Genomic DNA, 21,213 nt, shown 5'->3' with positions numbered 1-21,213 from the left:
AGCAGATATATTCGATTACGTTGAACGGTTCCATAATCCAAGAATGCGACGTAGACTTGCTAATCAAGACAAAAAGTTTACGTCTTTATTAAACCGTCCGTGAAAACGGGGTAGAACCCCATGATTAGAAAGTTAGAGCGTCTTGGCTTGGTTAGCTTAGATAGAAATCGCTTGAGAGAGGCAATGTTAGAAAGCCAGAATGAAGTAATGGGCGGACTTCTTACGTCGATGGAACAACACGAGTATCACACCACACCGCTAGCACGGAAACTGCTCAAGGATATAGGACTCATTGACTAAATATGTATTGACAAGGTGGTACGATTTGGTGGTACAGTTCAACTCCCTTTTGAATTTTAATTTTTTAATTATATCAGAGGTTTACGTGTTTAAGGCTCGTATCGAGGGTTCGAATCCCTCTCTCTCCGCCAGATACAAAGAACCCGCCCAAAGGCGGGTTCTTTGTATCTGATGGTGAGTAGCGGACCTGATGAGAACCCTCGGGTTCGACAAATCGGCAGGAAAGCCGATTTGCACAGCCGAAGGCTGCCCGTAGGGCGAGCGCCATGGATGGTATGCAGCGGGCTTACCTAATGGGTCACAACGATGCGGTTTTTGCCCTGATGCTTGGCATCGTACAGCAGCGTATCTACGCGGCGAAGCGCATCCTCATGAGACTCGTCGCTGTCGATAAATTCGGTAACACCAATACTGACAGTGACCGGGCAGTCCGGTCCGACAAAGTTTGCGGTGTGCGCATTGAAGGTTTCATTCAGCCTTTCAGCAAATGCCTTCGCCTGCTGAAAGTCGGTGCTCGGCAGAATAATGGCAAACTCGTCGCCGCCGAAACGGCAGGCGATATCCGACTCGCGCAGTTCCTCTCTGCAGATATTCGCCATCTCTAGTATTACCCTGTCACCGGTCTGATGGCCTTTGGCGTCATTTAATTGCTTTAGATTATCCAGGTCCAGCATCAGAATGGATGTTGGCGTATGATAGCGTTTAAACGTCGAAAACTGCTGGGCCAGTTCACGTTCCAGCTTTCTGCGATTAAACAGGCCGGTAAGCTGGTCGGTGTCGCTCAGATGGCGCAGGGTCATCTCCAGTTGATGACGGGCAGAAATGTTGCTTGCCACCCACAGTACAACAGGCTCATCATCGACGGTAAAATCCAGTGCCTGTATTCTTCCCTCGAACCAGATTGGCTGCTCGGGCCCCACTTCTGGCAGTCCCTGTACATCTTTATTGCTCAGCTCATACTCAACAATCATCATATCCCCTGAGCGAAGTGCAACGTCAATCTGCTTAAGAAACCAGGCAGCTTTTTCTGCTTTAAGCACGTCGCCTATCCGCTTGCCAATCAGCGATGAACCTTCATGGTAATAACGGCTGTCCCGGCCGCCAAACACGGCAATGTAGCCGCCAGAGCGGGAAAGGATAAAGGCAGGATCAGGGAGGGCGTCCAGAACTGCCCGCATCTGTTCAATATTCATCATGAAAACCATGTACAACGTAGTGATAAAGCGATGAAAACGTTTTCGCTTACCGGACGTTTTCATACCATGCTGTTAACCTAGCAAATTTTTTTGTATTAACGAAGTCGAATGTAAACACTGCGTTAAAATAATTGTAGGCTGAGAAGCTGGGATTTAGCCTAATCCTAACGGCATGTCGGTGCGTAAACAAAACACGAAAACACAGGAGAACGTTATGAAGCAGATGACAATTGCAGGGCAGGGCGAAGGCTTATCCCGGCTGACAATGACTGAGGCAAACGAGCCAGGTACAGTGGGGCCGGGCCAGATTAAGGTGCGTATTCACGCCAGTTCGCTCAATTATCATGATTACAGTGTCGCGAACGGCGTGATCCCTACTGAAAACGGACGTATTCCGTTATCTGACGGGGCCGGTACCGTGGTTGCGGTTGGCGACGGGGTGTCTGAATTTCGTGAGGGCGACAGTGTGGTCTCAACATTCTTCCCTGACTGGTTGCGCGGTGCGCCGTTTTGTGGCGACTTCAGCCGTACACCCGGAGACGGTATCGATGGCTACGCACGCGAGTTTGTGGTGACCCCGGCAACCTGGTTTACTAAGGCGCCTGAGGGGTGGAGCCATGAGGAAGCGGCGACGATTACCACTGCCGGACTGACAGCCTGGCGTGCGCTGGTGGTTGAAGGCGGACTCAAAGCCGGTGATACGGTACTGCTGCTGGGCACGGGCGGTGTGTCGATCTACGCATTGCAACTGGCGAAAGCGATGGGCGCACGGGTCGCTATTACCTCTTCGTCAGATGAAAAACTGGCTAAAGCGGCAGCAATGGGCGCGGATTTTACCGTTAACTACAAGCAGGATCCTGACTGGGGTAAAACGGTCTCTGCGTGGACCGGCGGCCACGGCGTAGACCATGTGATTGAGGTTGGCGGTCCCGGCACACTGGCACAGTCGATAAAGGCGTGTCGGGTGGGCGGAAGTATTGTCCTGATTGGTGTTCTTACCGGCATCAGTGGTGATATTCCAACGGCCACCATGATGCGTAAGCAAATTCGTCTGACCGGCATCATTGTGGGCAGTCGTGACGAGCAGCGCGATTTTGTCGCAGCGCTAGAGAGTACGGGGATCCGGCCGGTTATTGACTGCTCATTCCCGCTGAGTGCGTTGGGCGAGGCGTTTGAATATGAAGGCGCCGGGCGTCACTTTGGTAAAATTTGTATCGAAATCTAAGGGCGAGACAGGGCAGGTCTGCGCAGCGATTGGCAGTCTGCCCGGTTAGGTGTACTCTTCCATTATGGCCGTTGAATCTGTAAACGTATGAGTCTTGCACATATTATGACGACGCGCGTTGTCACCGTACAACTGGATGACTCGCTGCATACGATCCGCGCTATTTTTGAGAAGACAAAATTTCACCACCTGATCGTGCTTGAAAACGATGAGGTCATGGGCGTGATTTCTGACCGTGATGTGCTTAAGGCGACCAGCCCGTTCATTGATACCCTGAGCGAGCGTTACCGCGACCGCATGACACTGGAAAAGAAAGCACATCAGATCATGACGCGTGAAGTATTGTCGCTCAAACCCGAAGATACCATTGTCAGTGCGATTAAGTTATTTAACCGCCACGCAGTATCCTGTATACCCGTTGTTGACACGCAAAACCACCTCAAAGGTATTGTGTCATGGCGGGATATCATGCATTACGTTGAAAACATGGTGGACAGGAAAAAGCAGGGAGAGTAGGTGGCCGGTGTCGGACCGACCACTATGCAGTCAAACGTTACGGTTTTGATGCGGCAAACTGTGTCAGCGCATCACCATCAAGACGATAACCCACCCATTCACTTTTGGGCTTGGCACCGAGTGATTCATAAAACGCAATGGCAGGTGTATTCCAGTCCAGTACACTCCATTCAAAGCGCCCGCAGTCGTTCTCTACTGCATGTTTAGCCAAATGCTGAAGCAAGGCTTTACCTGCACCCTGGCCGCGGTAATCCGGTGTGATATACAGGTCTTCAAGGTACAGTCCGTTTTTACCCTGCCAGGTTGAGTAATTGTAAAAAAATACTGCGAAGCCAATAGCCGTCCCGGCCTTTTCGCATATCAGGCAGTGTGCGGTTGCGCCCTCGTCAAACAGGGTTTTTGCAATATCCGCTTCAGTTGCAACAACTTCGTCCTCGGCTTTCTCATAGCGGGCCAGCTCAATAACAAACGCCAGGATCCGGGCAACGTCGTCGCGCTGTGCCTGGCGAATAGTAAACGCATGTGACATGGCAATTCCTAAACGGTTTAAAAACGCCATAGTAGCATTAATCTGCAGTCATGCTGACAACGCCAACGCCAGAAATAGGGGATTGATCGCGCGTATACTGGTCAGCGTTAAAAAGGGGGCCTTGGCCCCCTTTGTGTAGTGTTTATTTACTGAACTGGGTGTCCTGAGGGGGCTCAGACTGCTTCTGGCGGCGTGTGACTACCCGCTTGAGTGCACTGAAGGGCACACTCAGGTCGACCAGAATAAGGTACAGACAGGGTACCAGAATCAGGGTGACCAATGTGGCATACAGTACTGCAAAGCCAAGCGCTACCGCCATCGGGATAACAAACGCGGCCTGCAGACTGGTCTCAAACATGATGGGTAATACCCCGGCAAAAGTTGTGATAGACGTCAGCGTAATCGCCCGGAAACGCGCACAGCCAGCCTCACCAACCGCCTCTCTGAGTGAGTAACCCTGAGCGCGACGCTGGTTCACAAAGTCGGTCATGACCAGTGAGTCGTTGATGACTACCCCGGCCGCGGCAATCAGACCAAATGTTGACATCATACTGAGATCCAGGCCCAGCAGGAAATGTCCCCAGATTGCACCGGTCAGACTGAACGGGATCACTGACATAATGATCAGGGGCTGACCGTAGCTCTTAAGCGGCACAGCCAGCAGAATGTAAACCATGATCATCGCAGCCAGGAAGAACAGGAACTGCTCATTCTGCTGTGCCTGTTGCTCCTCAATGTCACCGCCGAGTTCAGTCATGACAGACGGGTAGGCATCTTTTAACTGAGGAAGCAGTTTTTCCTCAATTTCTTTGACGATTTCATTGGGCTCGACTTTTTCTTCGTCAATGTTGCCCCAGACGTACACGCTGCGGTATCCACCTTCACGACGGATATAGCTGATCCCGGGTTTTTCAGACAGTTTTACCACGTCACCCAGCATCACTTCGTGACCGCCGGGGGTCTGGATAACGGCATACTTCAAATCAGCAAACCGTTCACGGGTCAGCTCAGGATAGCGCACCATGACTCTGACTTCCTCGCCGTCACGGATCACGCGCTGTGCTTCACCACCATAAAAACTGGCGCCGACCTGGCCTGCAATATCCGACAGTGTGAGGCCCAAATCGTAAGCCACCGGCAGCAGCGTCATCTGCACTTCTTTGCTGGCCGGATCAATGGTCGAGCTGACATCAAACAAGCCGTCCTGTTGCTGCAGCATTTCGATAAATTTCAGGCCGGCAGCATTGAGTGTGTCGATATCCGGGCCAAACAGCAGGTAACCAAATTCGCCGTCGTCGCTGTTACCGTTCACGTTATCAACCACTGTAAATGACTTCATGCCCGGGATTTCAGGAATCGCCTCGCGCCAGCGTCGTGCCAGCTCAAAGGTATCAAACGGGCGTTTGTCTTCATGGACCAGCGGCACCACAATGCGTCCTTCGGTGCGCTCGCGGTTAAATGCCAGCAAATCGCGGATCATGCCCTGACCATAGGTCGCCTCGGTCTCACGTTCGACGTCCATGATGGTCTTTTCAATAATCTTCAGCGCGTTAATAGTAGCGTCATCCGACACGTTTTCGTTCATCTCGATACTGACGCTGGGGAAGTCATGCGGCACTTTTGGGTTAGGCAGCATGCGCACGTAGTTCGCACTTATCAGGCCGAAACTGATAAACAAAATGGCCAAAAACAATGCCAGAACCGCCCAGCGCCATTCCAGCGCACGCTCGACGGAACGACGGTATGGCCCGTTCACAAAGCCCATGAAGCGGCGATTGAAGCGCGCACGCCAGCTGGTCGGCTTGCTTGGACTGAAACGGGTGTGAGCCAGGTGAGCAGGGAGGATAAGCTTGGATTCGATCAGGCTGAATGACAGGCACAGGATCACCACCACCGCGATATTGTAGAAAAACGCACCGTCCGGGCCGCTGCTCAGGGTAAACGGCGCAAATACCGCAATGGTGGTCAGCACCCCGAAGGTGGCGGGTGTAGCCACCCGTTTAGCACCACGAATGACGCTGTCGATGCCACCGCCCTTATTTTCGATTTCGGTATAGGCACTTTCCCCGATGACGATGGCGTCATCAACAACAATACCCAGTACCATGATAAACGCAAACAGCGACAGGATATTAATACTGATACCAAACAGCGGCATCAGCATTACCGCGCCCAAAAAGCAGATAGGCAGGCCCAGCATTACCCAGAATGCAAGGCGGAAACGCAGGAACAGACTCAGCATCAGGGCAACCAGAATGGAGCCCTGAAACAGGTTCCACAGCATCATGTCCAGGCGGGCGTTGAGGTAGTAGGTCAGGTCAACCAGCACTTCCAGGCTCACGCCCTCCGGCAGCGTCTTATTGCGCTCTTCGATATAGCGTTTAACGGTTTCAGCTACCGGAATGGTGTTCTGGTTCTTGGTCGCGTTGACGGCAATGTAAATTGCATTGCGGCCGCTGTATTTAAAGTAACGTTCCCCTTCGGTGAATCCGTCCTTAATCACGGCAACATCCGATAACAGCACCCGCGCCCCCCCAGCACCGGTTTTAACCGGGATGGAGGCAAATTCATCACCACGGTAGTACTGGTTTTCGACACGCACCGAAATGATACCGGCATCGGTGCGAAGCTGACCTGCCGAGAGGTTAGCCGAGTAGGCCCGGATCGCGCGGGACACATCATCAATAGTCAGGTTGTACTTGCGCAGCATGTCGGGCATCACTTCAATGGCGATCTCGTCGTCCGGCGCATTCACATTCACCAGGGCGATGTTGCCAAGCTGCAGTAATTCATCTTCAATTTCACGTGCGATAGGCTTGAGCTCACTGAGTGGCAAATCACCCACCAGCGGCATTTCAATAACCTGTTGCTGAAATTCCTGCTGGTAAATGGTGACGGGCTCCATGCCGGCAGGGAAGGTAGCAATACTGTCAACGCGCAGCTTTACCTTATCAAGCACGTCGCTGAGTGTTTCATCGGGATCAATTTCCAGGGTCACACGGCCAGAGTTACGGAATGCACGCGACACGGTACGCTTGATTTCCGTCACGTCTTTGAGTGACTCTTCAATTTTGATCAGAATACTTTCTTCAATTTCCTGAGGGGATGCCCCGGGATACTGCGCTGAAATATTGATGTAATTGATTTCGATGTTGGGAAACATCTGACGCTGAATTGTCAGGTAGCCGGCAATGCCCATGATGATGACGAACACCATCAGCAGGTTGGCAGCGACAGAGTTACGGGCAAACCAGGCGATCAGCCCTTGCTGAGTATCGTAATTTTCGTTCATGGCGGGCTCCGCAATCAGTTAGCGTGCGGACGGTTGGCAACCAGGTCGCCATTCGCCGAAATCACTTTTACCGCCATGCCGTCCTGCGGGTATTCCGGCAGTGTCATGACCACTTTTTCGTTGTTGAAGTCGCCACGAATGAGAAATTCACCGCCTTCCTCACGCACAATGGTCACTTTATGTGAGGTTAGCTTGTCGTCGCTGGTCAGGGTCCACAGCTTATTCTGATTAATCAGTTCCTGTGGCACACGGTAAACGTCACTGAGGGTTTTACCTTCCACACTGATGGTCGCATAGCTGCCAAATTTAATTACCGGTTTATCACTGTGAATGGCATAGGGGTCGTCGATACGCGCGATAAAGTGCGTCATGCGGGTATCTTTATCAATGATACCGGTATCGCGATGGATAGTGGCAATCACCGGGGTGTCGCTACCATTGTCCAGCATGATCTGGGCTTTTTTACCTTTCATATCGCTGGCGAGAAACGCGCGGTCGAAGCCGGCGACCGGGAACATCATTTCGGCGGTTTCAATGTTATTCAGGACCGCCGCCACGGTGCCGGTCGAGACAAAGTCGCCTTTACCGATTGTGCGCGACACAATCAGGGCATCGTAGGGTGCACGAACGTCGCAGTTTTCCAGATCGCGCTCAGCAATTCGGAGTTGCGCCTGGGCAGATTTCACTGCAGCCTGCGCTGACAACACCTGCGGTTTACGTAAATACAAATCAGTAACGCGTGCGGCCGGCAGTGTCTTTGCTTCCTGTTTCGCCACATCAGCCTGGGCCTGCTCCTGGATCAGTTGTGCCTGGGCGCTTGCCAGGTTCGCCTGCGCTTGCAACAGGGCGGCCTCATAACTGTCTTTTTCGATGCTGAACAGGATCTCGCCGCGCTGAACCAGTCCGCCGGCAACAAAGTCAGGATTCCACGACACGACTTCACCGGCTACCTGAGCGGCAAGGTTGGTGCTTTCCAGCGGTGCAATTTCACCATATGACGAAATAGTGACGGTGAAATTTTCAGGGGTAAGATGTTCTATGGTAACGGTAGGGCGTGTGTCTACCGCCTCAGAAATCGCACTATCCGATGCGCTAGCCTCGATGCCTTTCATGGCGAAGAACCCAATGGCGAGAATGCCAACAGGGGCTGCAATTTTAATCCAGTTCATATCTGAGCCACTTTATCTGATGAAAACGGTGCGATTGTACCGCCAATCGCGTCAGACTACTGTTTACAATTGTAACGAACTGTGAGGACTGCCACGGTCTTTTGTCACTCTGAGTGAGCATCCAGCGCAGAGGCGGGGACCACACAGTTACGACCGGAACGCTTCGCTTTGTATAATGCATCATCTGCCAGTGACAATGCGCGGTCAAGCTCAGTGTCCTCATTCAGTTCGCTGACACCAAAGCTGGTGGTGATTTGATGTGTTTTACCGTCAATCACAACAGGCAGCTCTGCAATGGCGAGACGCAGCGTTTCCGCCAGTGCGCAGGCATTCTTTTCGGCCGTTTCCGGCAGAACAAACAAGAATTCCTCGCCGCCCCATCGAGACACAATATCCTGGCCGCGAAGCCGGGACTGAAACAGCGACGCAACCCGTTTGAGCACCATATCACCGCCGTTGTGACCAAAGGTATCATTGACCGTTTTAAAGTGGTCGATATCTGCCAGGACCAGGCTGACCGGCTGCTTATGACGGTGCATGCGGTTAATTTCGCGCTGTATTTCACTGTAAACGCCGCGCCGGTTGTACAGTTTGGTGAGCGGATCATGCAGCGCCAGTTGCTCGAACTGTTCACCCAGTATAACCGCTTTATCGTACGTAATCTGACGACTGTATTCGTAAAACGCCGACAGGAAGGTGACGGTCAGGAAGGAATAAATCAGCCGGGTTTTAAACTCGGTGGTGTAGCTGACCAGCAGCAGCGCATCATTCGGGAAAAACAGCAAAATACTGATGAGCAGCACAAACAGCAGCGTCACAATGATACCGCGATGAAAACCGGCAAAAAACATGGTGACCGGAGGAACAATGTAAATCCACAGCGGGCCTGTGCCAGCATTGCCGCCGGTAACGACAAGCAAAGCCATCAGCAACATCAGACAGCAAAGCAGAATCGCCATGCCAATAATGCGTCCGCTCGGCGTGGGATAACGGCTCTGGATAGACTTTGCCAGCGCAAACAGCGCTGACGCACCCAGCAGCAGGCTGGCAAGTGGCCAGTCACTGCCAATACCTGCGCGCACACCCAGCATCAGTGTGATGCTAAAGCCAACCATCGCAAACAGGTTTACCACCCTGATGCGGCGATTGGTCTCATCATCCAGTTGTTTATGCGTGCCCGAATGGAGCAGACGCACAAAAAGCGTTTTCATCATAAAAATAGGGGCTGGTGTCAGGGTGTTTGTTTCAGTTGACGACTGATTTGCTGTGCCAGCGAATCGAGCACATCGCGCATCATTTCTACGCTGTGTGCAAAGCCATCTTCACGCAAATCTTTACGATAGTCAAAGGTTTGGGTTGTGTGTTGGCCGTCCGGTGATACCAGCGTGAACGCACCTTTCAGGATAACCTCACCCTGCCAGGTGGGGATAAAGTCGTCGATGTGCACATCAAGCTGCCAGACAGTGTCGTCATATCGTGCAAACCGTGACTGGGTGGCAACGCCGTGGTGGCGAAAAACCTGTGCAAGTTCATTAACCACGCCGTTTTCCGGAGTTTCGGCCCATGCATGGGCAGACGCATAGTGCAGTGTGCTCGGACTGGTTTGTAATGCCAGTTGCGGTTTATTCAGGTAATCCGGTAACACAATCGTGCGAATATTCACGGTGACCGCATGGTCGGGCTGCGGTGGCTGCTGGGTTTGGACTGCATGCAGCAGGTAATAGGTGATCCCCGACGGCGATGAGGTGCAGGCCGATAACAACAGCAGCACCAGTGAGATCATAACACCCTGATATGTCCTCATTATTTATCTCCCTCCCGACGCGCCTGTGGCTCGCGCTGATCATCTTTCTTGCCGGAAAAAATCAGGCTGTTAGGTGACTGATTCAACTGCAGTAAGACAGGCTGAAGTGCTCGCATGGTATCCTGCACACTGTTGATCGTGTCCTGAATTTCATGTTGTGCAAGGCCACCCTCTGAGTAATTACGGATCAGGGTATTCAGACTGCCGAGCACGTCGTTGATCTTCTGGTTCATTTGTTTGGCATCAATGTCATCCACCATGGCATCAACATTATTCCCTGCGTTCTCTACTGCAGTGGCCGCCTGTTTCATTTCTTCCACCACCGCTTCCACACTGGCCACCATGTCATCCAGCGGCAGGGCATTAATTTTATCCAGGATGGCATCGGCTTTTTGTGTCAGCTGTGTGAACTCGTTCGATACGGTGGGGATCACGTCGAGCCCGTTGACCTGTTGCAGCGGTAGTGATGGGGCACCCTCAACATGCTGCAGATCAACATACAGACCGCCGGTAATCAGGTTACCCATACGCAGTGACGCTCTGAGATTGTCGGTTAGCCAGTTGCGCATGGTGGCTTTCACCACATCGCGGCCGGCTTCATTGTCCTGCTGGTGGACTTTGCCGGGATAAATACTGATAAGCACCGGAATAGGGTAGTCGTCCTGCAGTACGTTACCCTGAATATTGTTTGCCACGTTGATGGCTTTGACGACCCCAATTTCAAGCCCTCTGTATTCAACCGGCGCGCCGACATCCAGCCCGCGAATGCTTTCATCAAACATCATGAGGTAATCGACTGTTACCTTAAAACGCGCATTGGACGCAGAGGTTTCGTCCTCGTAGATATCGAAACGGGCATCGTCACCAACAACATTCCCCTCATCCACACCTTCAGGAATACCGAAGGTCACGCCGTTGGCCAGCAGGGTTTCCAGGCTCCCCGTTTCGATACGCAGGCCGCTGGACTCAAGGTGAAAACGAACGCCACTGACGTTCCAGAAGCGGGTATTGTCGGTCACCAGCTTGTGGTAGGGGGCCTCAATAAATGCGTTGTAATACACAACACGCTGATCAATATCAAAATAGGCATCTTCGAATTCACCCACCTTGAAGCCTTTGTAAATAATCGGATCGCCCGGTTTGTAGGCAAACTCATCGTCACTTTTCAGTATCAGGTGTACGCCAGGTGTACCCGGTGGAGTGACGGGCGGACGTTCCATCGCAACAAAATCATATTGCTCCTTGCCGGTATCATCGGCTGACATGGCGATATAGCTGCCCGACAGTAACGTATTTAACCCCGAGACCTCTGAAAAGCTGATCCGTGGAGACACGACCCAGAATGCGGTATTCTCTGTTAACAGATGGGCGGCACTGTTGTCGATGCGGGCGGTGACGATCACGCCGTCGAGTTTGGGCTTCAGCGAGATCTTTTTGACCTGACCGACTTCGAGATCGCGTACTTTAATTGGCGTTTTGTTAATTTCAATACCGGTTGCCGATGACAGTTCAATGGTGATCAACGGGCCCTGGTTTTTCCATTGATAGAACACCATCCAGCCGCCAATGATAATGGCCAGCAGGGGCACCAGCCAAATTCTTGAAATACTTGACGTGGGTGAAACTACCGCATTTTCAGTCATGTATTTTTTTTCCTGATAGCCAAATAAGTCTTGAGTCAAATGTCATTCCTGCCAGCATAGTCAATAGAACAACTGCACAGAATGCCAGCGCGGCCGCGCCGGGATACACTGACAATGTATTACCAGTTTGTAGCAAACTCACCAAAATTGCGACGACGAATACATCGACCATTGACCAGCGTCCAATATACGCTGTAAAGCGATAGTACTTCATTCTGGTTTCATTCGTACCCGTTGTATCCCGGTTCAGGGTATAAGTCAGCCAGCCTATAATGAAAATTTTAAGGATAGGGATAAAAACGCTGGCGACCAGAATAATGATGGCTACCGGGTAAGATCCAGACTCCCAAAGCCGAATCACACCACCGAGAATGGTATTTGACTCTTCACTACCAAATACCTCTGTCCGCATTATGGGGTATGTGTTTGCCGGAATATACAGTAATGCCGCAGTCAGGAGTAGCGCCCACGTTCTCTGGATACTGAACGCTGCACTTTGTGGTGTGATCGGTTTGGGCTTAGGAAAATACGAGTTTAACCAAAAAAGATAATCGTTACTGTTGTAAAACAATGAACATGCGGATGTACACATTGTAAAAAGTACGAAAGCATAAAATGAAAGCCCGATAGATAAATCGGCCTGTTCCGTAATTTTTATGAGGCTTACCAGGGTTCCTACCAGAAAAACTTCCGCCATACTCCAGGGCAACATGATATTTACCATTCTGTGTACTCGCGCGATAAAATCTGATTTGTGGCGAATTAATCGGGCGATACTGAGTACAATAAATCCACACAATACCAGACCGGGAAGGACCAGGGTGGCAATTGTAGTAACAATTGCCAATGTGTATGCATCCAGTTCCAGCATGACTGAAATACCATCGGCAAGATGAATGGTCCGGGATTGGCCAGCCGCCTTGAATGACAAAAAATTAAAAGGGAGCGCTAAAAATAAAAAGATCAGACCGCTGATTGCCAGCGCACATAATCGCTCATATTGCGCTTTGTAATATACAAATAGCGTATGCTGACAGCGCGGGCATTTCGCTTTTTGACGATGAGACAGTGGTGGAACTGCAACTGTGCAGTGGCACTGTGGGCAGGTGACCTCAATCGGTTGCTGGGTTGTCATAACGAAGGTGACAGAGCATTACCCTGAATCAGAGGGCTATCTGTCTGATATTCCCAAGAATAGCGTGATATTTTCAGGATACCTTATGGCGTAAAAAGCACAAAGCCGGATTTTGTGAAAACGGGAAGGGGGAAGCGATGCTGGCACGTGTGCCAGCATCGACAGGATCAGAAGTTTGCGCTGCCCGGAGTCCGTGGGAACGGGATAACGTCACGCACATTCTGCATGCCGGTGACATACGCCACCAGACGCTCGAAGCCCAGACCAAAGCCGGAATGCGGGACGGTGCCGTAGCGACGCAGGTCACGGTACCAGCCATAATCTTCCTTGGACAGGCCCATTTCCCCGAGGCGCTGGTCGAACACATCGAGACGCTCTTCACGCTGTGATCCACCAATGATTTCGCCAATGCCGGGTGCAAGCACGTCCATTGCGGCGACAGTTTTACCGTCATCATTAATGCGCATATAGAACGCTTTAATGTCTTTCGGGTAGTTCTGCATGATGATCGGCGCGCCGACATGCTCTTCGGCCAGATAACGTTCATGCTCAGACGACAGGTCTACGCCCCATTCAACCGGGAACTCAAACTGCTTACCGCTGTTTTTGAGGATCTCAATGGCGTCGGTGTAGTCCATGCGCACAAATTCTGAGCTCACCAGTTTTTCCAGACGGCTAATAACGTCTTTATTGATGCGCTCGGCAAAGAACGCCATATCGTCAGCACGCTCTTCCAGTACGGTTTTACACACGTACTTCAGCATGTCTTCCGCCAGTGACGCAATATCACTGAGATCAGCAAACGCAACCTCTGGCTCAATCATCCAGAATTCCGCCAGATGGCGAGAGGTGTTGCTGTTTTCCGCGCGGAACGTCGGGCCGAAGGTGTACACCTTTGACATGGCGTTACAGTAGGTTTCCACGTTGAGCTGACCCGATACCGTCAGGTAGGTTTCTTTGCCGAAGAAGTCTTCGCTGTAGTCGACGTTACCTTTGTCATCACGTGGCAGGTTCATCATGTCCAGCGTCGACACGCGGAACATCTCACCGGCACCTTCCGTGTCGCTGGCAGTAATGATCGGGGTGCTGATCCAGAAGTAACCACGCTCATGGAAGAAACGGTGAATCGCCTGTGACAGGCAGTTACGAATCCGCGTCACCGCACCAATCACATTGGTGCGTGGACGAAGGTGGGCGTACTCACGAAGGTACTCAATAGAGTGGCGTTTCGCCGCCATTGGGTAAGTATCCGGGTTTTCTACCCAGCCCAGAATGTCCACGCTTTCAGCCTGAATTTCCAGTGCCTGACCTTTACCCTGAGATTCACTGACAATGCCAGTAACGGAAAGTGAGCAGCCGGTTGTCAGACGCTGAATATCTTCATAATTTGCCAGGGTATTTAACGCGATGACCTGCACAGGATCGAAACAGCTGCCGTCATGCAGCGCAATGAATGACAACCCCGCTTTGGAGTCCCGGCGTGTGCGTACCCAGCCTTTCACTGTCACGGTAGCGCCAGGCGCGAATTTGCCCTTGAGTACATCAACAACGGGCGTATGCGTCATGGTATATCTCTCCGTTAATTAATCTTTCATAGCCTGTCAGTATCTTCGCATACTCAATACGCGACTGCATCATCACAGCGCAGACTTGACCAATATGACATAAACTTATGCCTGACAGGGTGTTACTGTTGTTTGGGGGCGCGAAGCGTTTGTGAATAGCAACCATGGTAGCCGCCAACAGGCTGCAAGGGTTGTTTCAAGACGCGGTGAGTCGCCACTCGCCAATAAGCCCGCTAGTATACTCAACCCACAATTTGATACCAGTATTTGACATGACAAATGGGCAATAAAAACGCAAGTATGCCGACGTCAGAGCGGCGTCAGCGCCCGCGGCGCAAAGATACGTTCTACCGCCTCGTGCTCATCCTCAATGCGCTCGCCTGGTTTACGCTGGTCGCCGCACTGGTGCTGTTTCACTTTGCCAGGCCCGATTTCGTCACTGGCGTGCAGCAATATTGGGGGGCCGATGCAGACACCAGCTGGTCGGCAGGGTATCTGGTTGCGCTGAAAATCTGCCTGGGACTGTGTTTTGTGCTTACCATTATTGCGTTGTTGATGCGTAAACGGCGCAACCGACGACGGACCGATGCCTTTGGTGCCAATTTGTTTCTGCTACTGACACTGACCATCATTGGCCTGCTGGGACTGATTACGGTTACTGGCTCTGGTTAGTCTCGCGCTTGATTTTCTCGTTCCTGCTTATTAGCGTTTAACTGATAAACGCCACCTGTATCAGCAGATAGGTATACAGGGCGTAGGCCAGGGTAAAGGCGCCGCCTTCGAGCCGCGTGATGCGGCCCGGACGCTTAATGCCAATACAGAAGATGAACAATGCGACGGTGCTCGCCAGCATCACAACCACATCGCGGTAGAGAAAATCCTGACTGACTGTCATGGGTTCAATCATTCCTGCAATACCCACAACGGCAAGGGTGTTGAACATGTTAGAGCCAATCACGTTACCCAGTGCCAGGTCGTGTTCGCCTTTACGCACCGCCATCAGCGACGATGCCAGCTCAGGCAATGACGTGCCAATGGCAATGATGGTCAGACCGATAATGGTGTCACTGACGCCAAAGAAGGTGGCTACCTCAACCGCGCCCCAGACCAGAATACGTGAACTGGCCACGAGCAGCAGCAGGCCTGCCAGTAACCATACCAGATGGACTTTTACCGGCCCCTCGGTGGCGGCAAGCTCGTCCTGATATTCATCGGCCAGCGCATCTTTACTGGTATTCATGCCCTGCCAGATGCTCCAGGAGATGAGCAGTACGAACAGGCCCACCAGAGAAAACGCGTCATCCTGAGACACGTGCAGATCCAGAATCTGCCAGGCGGCAAAAAACGTGATCCCCAGCAAAACCGGAATTTCTTTTTTGATGATTTCCGACTTGACGGCAATCGGACTGATGAGCGCCGTGATCCCCAGGATCAGCAGAATGTTCGCAATATTTGAGCCATAGGCATTACCAAGGGCAATGCCCGCATTACCCTGCACGGCAGCAAAAACAGAGACAATAATTTCAGGAGCAGAGGTGCCAAACCCAATAATCAGCATACCAATAAGCAGAGGAGAAACTCCGAAATGATTGGCCACAGCCGCTGCGCCACCGACAAATTTTCCGGCGCTCCAGAGTAAAACCGGTAGCCCAATCACAATAGCGAGACTCGCTAAAATCATACTTTCTCCTTTTTACGTCTGCGGCGAAGCAACATGATGATATCTGCTTGAGAGGTATCGTTTTTTATTGTCATTACGATGAAAAAATTCCGATCGCATTCTACTATGCAAATAACGCCGATGCAGTACACTCCGCGCTAAATCGCTTTCTCACTTATTTATAGAAGCAATCGCTATGCACAACACCCTTATTGTGGCAGATGATCCCAGTTTGTTCAGCGGCACTGACCTGACGGTACTGACATTTGCCGATTATCTGGCTGACTTTCCCAAGCGCAACGAGCCGAAAACGCGGGTGATCAACCTGTGTGACACCAGCCGCTATCTGAGCGAAGGCTATTACTGTTCGCTACTGGCACAGGCCCGCAACCACCTGGTACTGCCCAGTGTGAATACCATTAATGACTTGCGTACCGACGATGGCAGTCACCGTGGCCGCTTACCGTTGCCTTCCGGCGTTCTGCAGGACGGTGACGTTGAAAATGGCGCAACCTGTCTGGTGATGTTTGGTGAGCCGTCACAGCCTGCAATGAAAAAAGTTGCACGTAAGGCGTTTGAGTCATTCCGCTGTCCGATTTTGCGGGTGGTATTGCATATCGCCAGCGACGTAACGCCGGTGAATGCAAAGTCAGTCAGTCAGCCACTCGGACACATCGAGTGCGAGCCACTGGGCTTTGCCGAGCTTAACGGTGACGAACAGCAACAGTGCATTGCCGCGCTTAAGCAGTACATGCATAAGCAATGGCGCGCGTCACGCAAGGGCAAAAAGATGCGCTGGGATATGGCCATTTTGGTCAACCCTGACGAACCGACGCCACCGAGTGATGACAAGGCGCTGCGACAGTTTGTCAAAGCAGCGGCGAAAGTGGGCTTTCAGGCGGATGTGGTATCGCGTCTGTCGCCCGAAGAACTGGGGCATTATGACGCGTTGTTCATTCGCGAAACCACGGCAATTGATCACCATACCTATCGGCTTGCGCGAGCGGCCGAGCGTGAGGGTATTGTGGTTATGGATGATACTCAGTCGATTTTGCGCTGCTGCAACAAAGTCTATTTGCAGGATGCGTTTGCCTATCAGCAGGTGCCGGCGCCCAAAGCCAAATTTGTGTCACAGGCAGATGATGCAGCCTGCGATGCACTGATTGAAGAACTCGGCCTGCCGATTGTGCTGAAACTGCCGGAAAGTTCGTTTTCCCGGGGCGTGCACAAAGCCAAAGACAAACAGGAACTGAAAAGCCGTCTGGAAGAGATGCTGGCGTCATCGGCGCTGGTGCTGGTTCAGGAATACATACCGACTGACTTTGACTGGCGTATTGGCATGCTGGCGGGTAAACCCATTTATGCGTGTAAGTACTTTATGGCGCGTAACCACTGGCAGATTTATCACCATGAAGGGGATCGTTTCAGCTCAGGCGGGTTTGCCACCATGCCCACGTTCGAGGTGCCCAAACCGGTGCTGAATGCTGCCATTAAAGCGGCAAAAACCGTCGGCGACGGTCTCTATGGTGTGGATATCAAGCAAACCGGTAACAAGGTGTATGTGATTGAAGTCAATGACAACCCCAGTATCGATTCCGGGATAGAAGATAAATACCTTGGCAATACGCTGTATGAGCTGATCATGCAGGAGTTTGCTGACCGTCTTGAGCAGCGTGGCCGATAATGCGCAGCGAACACGCCGTTTATTCGCTGCGCGAGGCGAATCTTGCTGATCTCAACCAGCTTGATGCCATTGAAAAGGCCTGTTTTGATTCTGACCGGCTAAGCCGCCGTCGTCTGCGGTTTTACATCGACGCGCCGCATGCCGAGCTGCTGGTGGCGGGACGTACCGATGAGACAGGTAATATTGTGCATCTGGTCGGCTACGCCTTACTGTTATTGCGTCGTGGTACGCAACTGACACGACTTTATTCGATAGCGGTGCTGCCGGAGGCGCGAGGCAACAAAATCGCGGAATCGCTTATTACAGCGCTTGAGGAGCGAGCGCTCGAACGGGGAAAGCGCTTTATGCGCCTTGAGGTGTCTACCGATAATCATGGCGCAGTGGCTCTGTATACACGACTGGGGTTCAGGCGGTTTGGCATGTACACCGATTATTATGATGATCATTCAGACGCTCTGCGGATGCAGAAGGTGCTGGTCGCCGGTCACAGTCATGTACGCCAGGTGCCATATCCCTGGTACCAGCAAACCACTGAGTTTACCTGTGGGCCGGCGTCATTGATGATGGCGCTGCGGGCGCTGGGGCATGAGATTCCTCTGACACAACATACTGAGCTGTCACTGTGGCGCCGGGCAACCACCATTTTTATGACATCCGGCCACGGCGGCTGTCATCCGATTGGGCTGGCGCTGGCTGCGTATGATCATGGGGTGAACGCCACCGTCTGGGTGAATCAGGGCTTACCGCTGTTTGTCGACGGGGTGCGCAGTGCGCACAAAAAAGAGATTATTGAGGCGGTTGAACTGGATTTTGCAACAGAAGCGGCTACCCGGGGGATTGAGGTATCGCAAGCGGACTGGCGGCTTGACGATGTGACAGATGCCCTGCGGGCAGGCAAAACCATACTTTGCCTTATCAGCACGTATGCCTTTGATAAGCGAAAAGCCCCGCACTGGGTGACCGTGACGTCATTTGACGAACATAATGTGTATCTTCACGATCCGGATGCCGAAGACGGACAGCCGGTCGAGTACCAGCATATCCCGGTTGCTAAGGAGGACTTTTTGCGTCTTGCCAGTTATGGCCAGCGCAAAGTCAGGGCACTGGTCATTCTGAATGTGTAGGCGACGCTGAGAAAACTCAGTGGCGCCACTGCGCGTGGATCACTTCTGAATTCAGGGTCTGAAGTTCGCTGACCAGCGCTTCCAGTTCTTTGGTGTCTCCGCTAAACAGCGCCGGCTTCGCCTCGGTTTGTCCCTTAACCGCATGTGAGTACAGGCAGTTCGGATCGAAACAGGCCGTTTGTTCTGTCAGTGTATGCCACTCGTCCTGCAAACGCTGCGGGATCTGGTGACGTTTCGCCATCAGCTTGTCTCTTAACTGCAACACTTTGCCAACTAACAGGGTCTCTTTGCTGTTCATGTTTTTTGCCTCTTATTCTTCATTCAGTCTTATGGCTGATGTACGCGGTGCGCCGGTATGACGGGGTATGACTGACCAGTTCATTGACCGACAATAGTGCATACTTTGAACAACTGGCGTAGCGCGTTTAATAATCAGGTAGCAAAATCAATACCTGAACGTGCAGGGCCTTATGGCACTGATATGTCAGGAGGTGTGGAAGGGCGGTGCTCTGTGCGCCGCCTTGCGGTGTTGTATTGCCCGTGCAGCAGCAAACGGACTAATGATAAGCAGATTCAGCCCCAGCGCCGCGATCAGACTGAACAGGATGTCTGTCGGACGCAGCGGGATTGAAGGTGAAAAGTTATCGAGTACCCGCCTTAAGGTATCAGTGCGGGCAGGCTGAACCATATACCAGGCCTGCGCAAAGTAGTGGCCGTCCTTAAGTACGCTAATCCCTTCCTGCAATGCATGGAGCTGCGAGATTTGCGCCGCCTTATTCTGAGCATCTGCCTTTATCAGCGGCGTGTCGCTGCGACTGAGATCATCAATCATGGCCTGCACCGACGGGTAACCGAATTCATCGGCGAGGCGCTGATACTGACTGACCTGCGCCTGTGTGGCATCGGCATAACCGCTCAGGTACTGAAGATAGTGATCGGCCAGAATGGGGACCTGCATGGTGACCAGCAACAATGCGGCAAACACCAGTTTGTCGAGTGTACGACTGATTATCCCCATGTTTCCTCCGGCTGTTTAGCGGCGATGCAGCGCCTCATAAATGGCGTTGGCAAGCCGCTGGCATTGCGATTCATCAATGATATACGGTGGCATGATATATACCAGTTTGCCAAAGGGACGGATCCACACGCCGTGGCTGACGAAAACGCGCTGCAGGGCGGCAACGTCGACAGGCTGGTGGGTTTCGACGACGCCGATAGCACCCAGCACCCGGACATCGGCAACCGCGTTTAACCCGCGGCAGGGCGCAAGATAGGTGGTCAGCCATTGCTCAATGGCCTTAACCTGATGCTGCCAGTGATTCTGACTGATGATGTCGAGACTGGCGCCTGCCACTGCACAGGCCAGCGGGTTGCCCATGTAAGTCGGGCCATGCATAAACACGCCGGGCTCGCCCTGACAGACTCCAAGCGCCACGTCGTCAGTACACAGGGTGGCCGCCAGGGTCATATAGCCGCCGGTCAGGGCTTTACCCAGGCACAGAATATCCGGGCTGATTTGGGCATGTTCGCAGGCAAACAGTTTTCCGGTGCGACCGAAGCCGGTTGCGATTTCGTCACAGATAAGCAGCACATCGTACTCATCACACAACTGGCGGCAGCGTCTGAGGTATTCTGGATGGTACATCCGCATACCGCCGGCACCCTGCACAATGGGTTCAAGGATCAGGGCTGCCATTTCGTGATGGTGCTGCTCAAACAGATCGGCCAGCGGCAGAATGTCATCTTCACTGAACGTCTGACCAAAACGGGTTTGTGGGGCCGGTGCAAAAAGCTGAGATTTGAGGACATTGGCAAACAGACTGTGCATGCCGTTTACCGGGTCGCACACCGACATGGCGGCAAACGTGTCGCCATGATAACCGTTACGTGGCGCAACAATGCGGTGTTTTTCACTGCGCCCCTGACAAGCCCAGTACTGAATCGCCATTTTGATGGCGACCTCAACAGAGACCGATCCCGAGTCAGCCAGAAAGACCCGCGAAAGACCGGCAGGTACCATATCAAGCAGCCGTCGGCACAACGACACCGCAGGGTCGTGGGTCAGTCCGCCAAACATGACATGGGAGAACTTGTCTATCTGTGCATGGGCGGCTGCATTCAGCGAGGGATGATTGTAACCATGGATGGCTGCCCACCAGCTGCTCATGCCATCAACCAGGGTTTCACCACTCGCCAGAGTGAGGGTCGCGCCCTCTGCAGCCACGACCTCGTAGCAGGGAAGGGGAGATACGGCTGACGTATAAGGGTGCCAGATGTGCTGTTTATCAAATTCTATATTGTTCAAAATGTAACCATTAGTAAAGCTTTGTAATTGGTCAGAGTTGACAAGTCAGGTGACGCGCATAGACTA

General features: G+C 52.3%; 18 protein-coding genes. 5 read left to right on the top strand and 13 right to left on the bottom strand.

Annotated features, from left to right (window positions below; translation table 11 throughout):
• Window positions 1-590: 590 nt before the first annotated feature.
• Window positions 591-1,559 carry a sensor domain-containing diguanylate cyclase gene (locus AB1N33_RS13910; protein WP_411272167.1) on the bottom strand — a complete coding sequence of 323 codons (969 nt, stop codon included), beginning with the start codon at window positions 1,557-1,559 and terminating at the stop codon, window positions 591-593.
• A 151-nt stretch (window positions 1,560-1,710) separates the two neighbouring features.
• On the opposite strand from AB1N33_RS13910, the gene AB1N33_RS13905 reads away from it, so the two are divergent.
• Together AB1N33_RS13905 and AB1N33_RS13900 are read left to right on the top strand one after the other, a co-directional pair.
• Window positions 1,711-2,721, top strand: coding sequence for a zinc-dependent alcohol dehydrogenase family protein (locus tag AB1N33_RS13905; RefSeq protein ID WP_411272166.1), 1,011 nt, complete (start codon window positions 1,711-1,713; stop codon window positions 2,719-2,721).
• Between the two features lie 87 nt (window positions 2,722-2,808).
• Window positions 2,809-3,237 (top strand): CBS domain-containing protein, encoded by a 429-nt coding sequence (locus AB1N33_RS13900; RefSeq protein WP_411272165.1) that lies wholly within the window; start codon window positions 2,809-2,811, stop codon window positions 3,235-3,237.
• A gap of 37 nt (window positions 3,238-3,274) precedes the next feature.
• Here AB1N33_RS13900 and AB1N33_RS13895 read toward each other — a convergent pair whose 3' ends face one another.
• The 8 genes from AB1N33_RS13895 to asnS all read right to left on the bottom strand — a co-directional run bounded on the left by AB1N33_RS13895 (window position 3,275) and on the right by asnS (window position 14,374).
• Window positions 3,275-3,766: a GNAT family N-acetyltransferase gene (locus AB1N33_RS13895; RefSeq protein WP_411272164.1), complete on the bottom strand. Its 492-nt coding sequence runs from the start codon at window positions 3,764-3,766 to the stop codon at window positions 3,275-3,277.
• 142 nt (window positions 3,767-3,908) lie between these two features.
• Window positions 3,909-7,058 (bottom strand): efflux RND transporter permease subunit, encoded by a 3,150-nt coding sequence (locus AB1N33_RS13890; protein WP_411272163.1) that lies wholly within the window; start codon window positions 7,056-7,058, stop codon window positions 3,909-3,911.
• Between the two features lie 14 nt (window positions 7,059-7,072).
• Complete coding sequence (locus AB1N33_RS13885) at window positions 7,073-8,227, bottom strand: efflux RND transporter periplasmic adaptor subunit (protein WP_411272162.1); 1,155 nt, start codon at window positions 8,225-8,227, stop codon at window positions 7,073-7,075.
• Window positions 8,228-8,331: 104 nt separating this feature from the next.
• Complete coding sequence (locus tag AB1N33_RS13880; RefSeq protein WP_411272161.1) at window positions 8,332-9,423, bottom strand: GGDEF domain-containing protein; 1,092 nt, start codon at window positions 9,421-9,423, stop codon at window positions 8,332-8,334.
• Window positions 9,424-9,458: 35 nt separating this feature from the next.
• The gene (locus tag AB1N33_RS13875; protein ID WP_411272160.1) at window positions 9,459-10,031 is read right to left on the bottom strand and encodes a PqiC family protein; all 573 of its coding nucleotides are present in this window, start codon (window positions 10,029-10,031) and stop codon (window positions 9,459-9,461) included.
• Window positions 10,031-11,674, bottom strand: coding sequence for an intermembrane transport protein PqiB (pqiB, locus tag AB1N33_RS13870; RefSeq protein ID WP_411272159.1), 1,644 nt, complete (start codon window positions 11,672-11,674; stop codon window positions 10,031-10,033). Before pqiB ends, AB1N33_RS13875 begins: the two co-directional genes overlap by 1 nt.
• Window positions 11,667-12,809, bottom strand: a complete 1,143-nt coding sequence (locus tag AB1N33_RS13865; protein ID WP_411272158.1) for a paraquat-inducible protein A — start codon at window positions 12,807-12,809, stop codon at window positions 11,667-11,669. The genes pqiB and AB1N33_RS13865 overlap by 8 nt, the downstream gene beginning before the upstream one ends.
• 167 nt (window positions 12,810-12,976) lie before the next feature.
• Complete coding sequence (gene asnS / locus AB1N33_RS13860) at window positions 12,977-14,374, bottom strand: asparagine--tRNA ligase (RefSeq protein WP_411272157.1); 1,398 nt, start codon at window positions 14,372-14,374, stop codon at window positions 12,977-12,979.
• Between the two features lie 279 nt (window positions 14,375-14,653).
• Here asnS and AB1N33_RS13855 point away from each other — a divergent pair, with 279 nt between their 5' ends.
• On the top strand, window positions 14,654-15,046 hold the full coding sequence (locus AB1N33_RS13855) for a hypothetical protein (protein WP_411272156.1): 393 nt from the start codon (window positions 14,654-14,656) through the stop codon (window positions 15,044-15,046).
• Window positions 15,047-15,083: 37 nt separating this feature from the next.
• On the opposite strand, the gene AB1N33_RS13850 is transcribed toward AB1N33_RS13855, so the two are convergent.
• Window positions 15,084-16,055 carry a calcium/sodium antiporter gene (locus AB1N33_RS13850; RefSeq protein WP_411272155.1) on the bottom strand — a complete coding sequence of 324 codons (972 nt, stop codon included), beginning with the start codon at window positions 16,053-16,055 and terminating at the stop codon, window positions 15,084-15,086.
• A 175-nt stretch (window positions 16,056-16,230) separates the two neighbouring features.
• Between AB1N33_RS13850 and AB1N33_RS13845 the strand changes: the two genes are divergently transcribed.
• Window positions 16,231-17,718 (top strand): RimK family ATP-grasp domain-containing protein, encoded by a 1,488-nt coding sequence (locus AB1N33_RS13845; protein WP_411272154.1) that lies wholly within the window; start codon window positions 16,231-16,233, stop codon window positions 17,716-17,718.
• On the top strand, window positions 17,718-18,842 hold the full coding sequence (locus AB1N33_RS13840; protein ID WP_411272153.1) for a GNAT family N-acetyltransferase/peptidase C39 family protein: 1,125 nt from the start codon (window positions 17,718-17,720) through the stop codon (window positions 18,840-18,842). The genes AB1N33_RS13845 and AB1N33_RS13840 overlap by 1 nt, the downstream gene beginning before the upstream one ends.
• 16 nt (window positions 18,843-18,858) lie before the next feature.
• On the opposite strand, the gene AB1N33_RS13835 is transcribed toward AB1N33_RS13840, so the two are convergent.
• From AB1N33_RS13835 to bioA, 3 genes are all read right to left on the bottom strand, one after another.
• Complete coding sequence (locus tag AB1N33_RS13835) at window positions 18,859-19,140, bottom strand: hypothetical protein (protein ID WP_411272152.1); 282 nt, start codon at window positions 19,138-19,140, stop codon at window positions 18,859-18,861.
• A 186-nt stretch (window positions 19,141-19,326) separates the two neighbouring features.
• Entirely contained in the window at window positions 19,327-19,860 is a 534-nt protein-coding gene (locus tag AB1N33_RS13830; RefSeq protein WP_411272151.1) for a DUF2937 family protein, read from the bottom strand.
• Window positions 19,861-19,875: 15 nt separating this feature from the next.
• Entirely contained in the window at window positions 19,876-21,147 is a 1,272-nt protein-coding gene (gene bioA, locus AB1N33_RS13825) for an adenosylmethionine--8-amino-7-oxononanoate transaminase (protein ID WP_411272150.1), read from the bottom strand.
• Window positions 21,148-21,213 lie beyond the last annotated feature (66 nt).

Origin of the sequence: Alteromonas nitratireducens (genome assembly GCF_040812025.1) — a bacterium.
GTDB lineage: Bacteria > Pseudomonadota > Gammaproteobacteria > Enterobacterales > Alteromonadaceae > Alteromonas > Alteromonas nitratireducens.
This window is presented reverse-complemented; position numbering and strand designations above follow the sequence as displayed.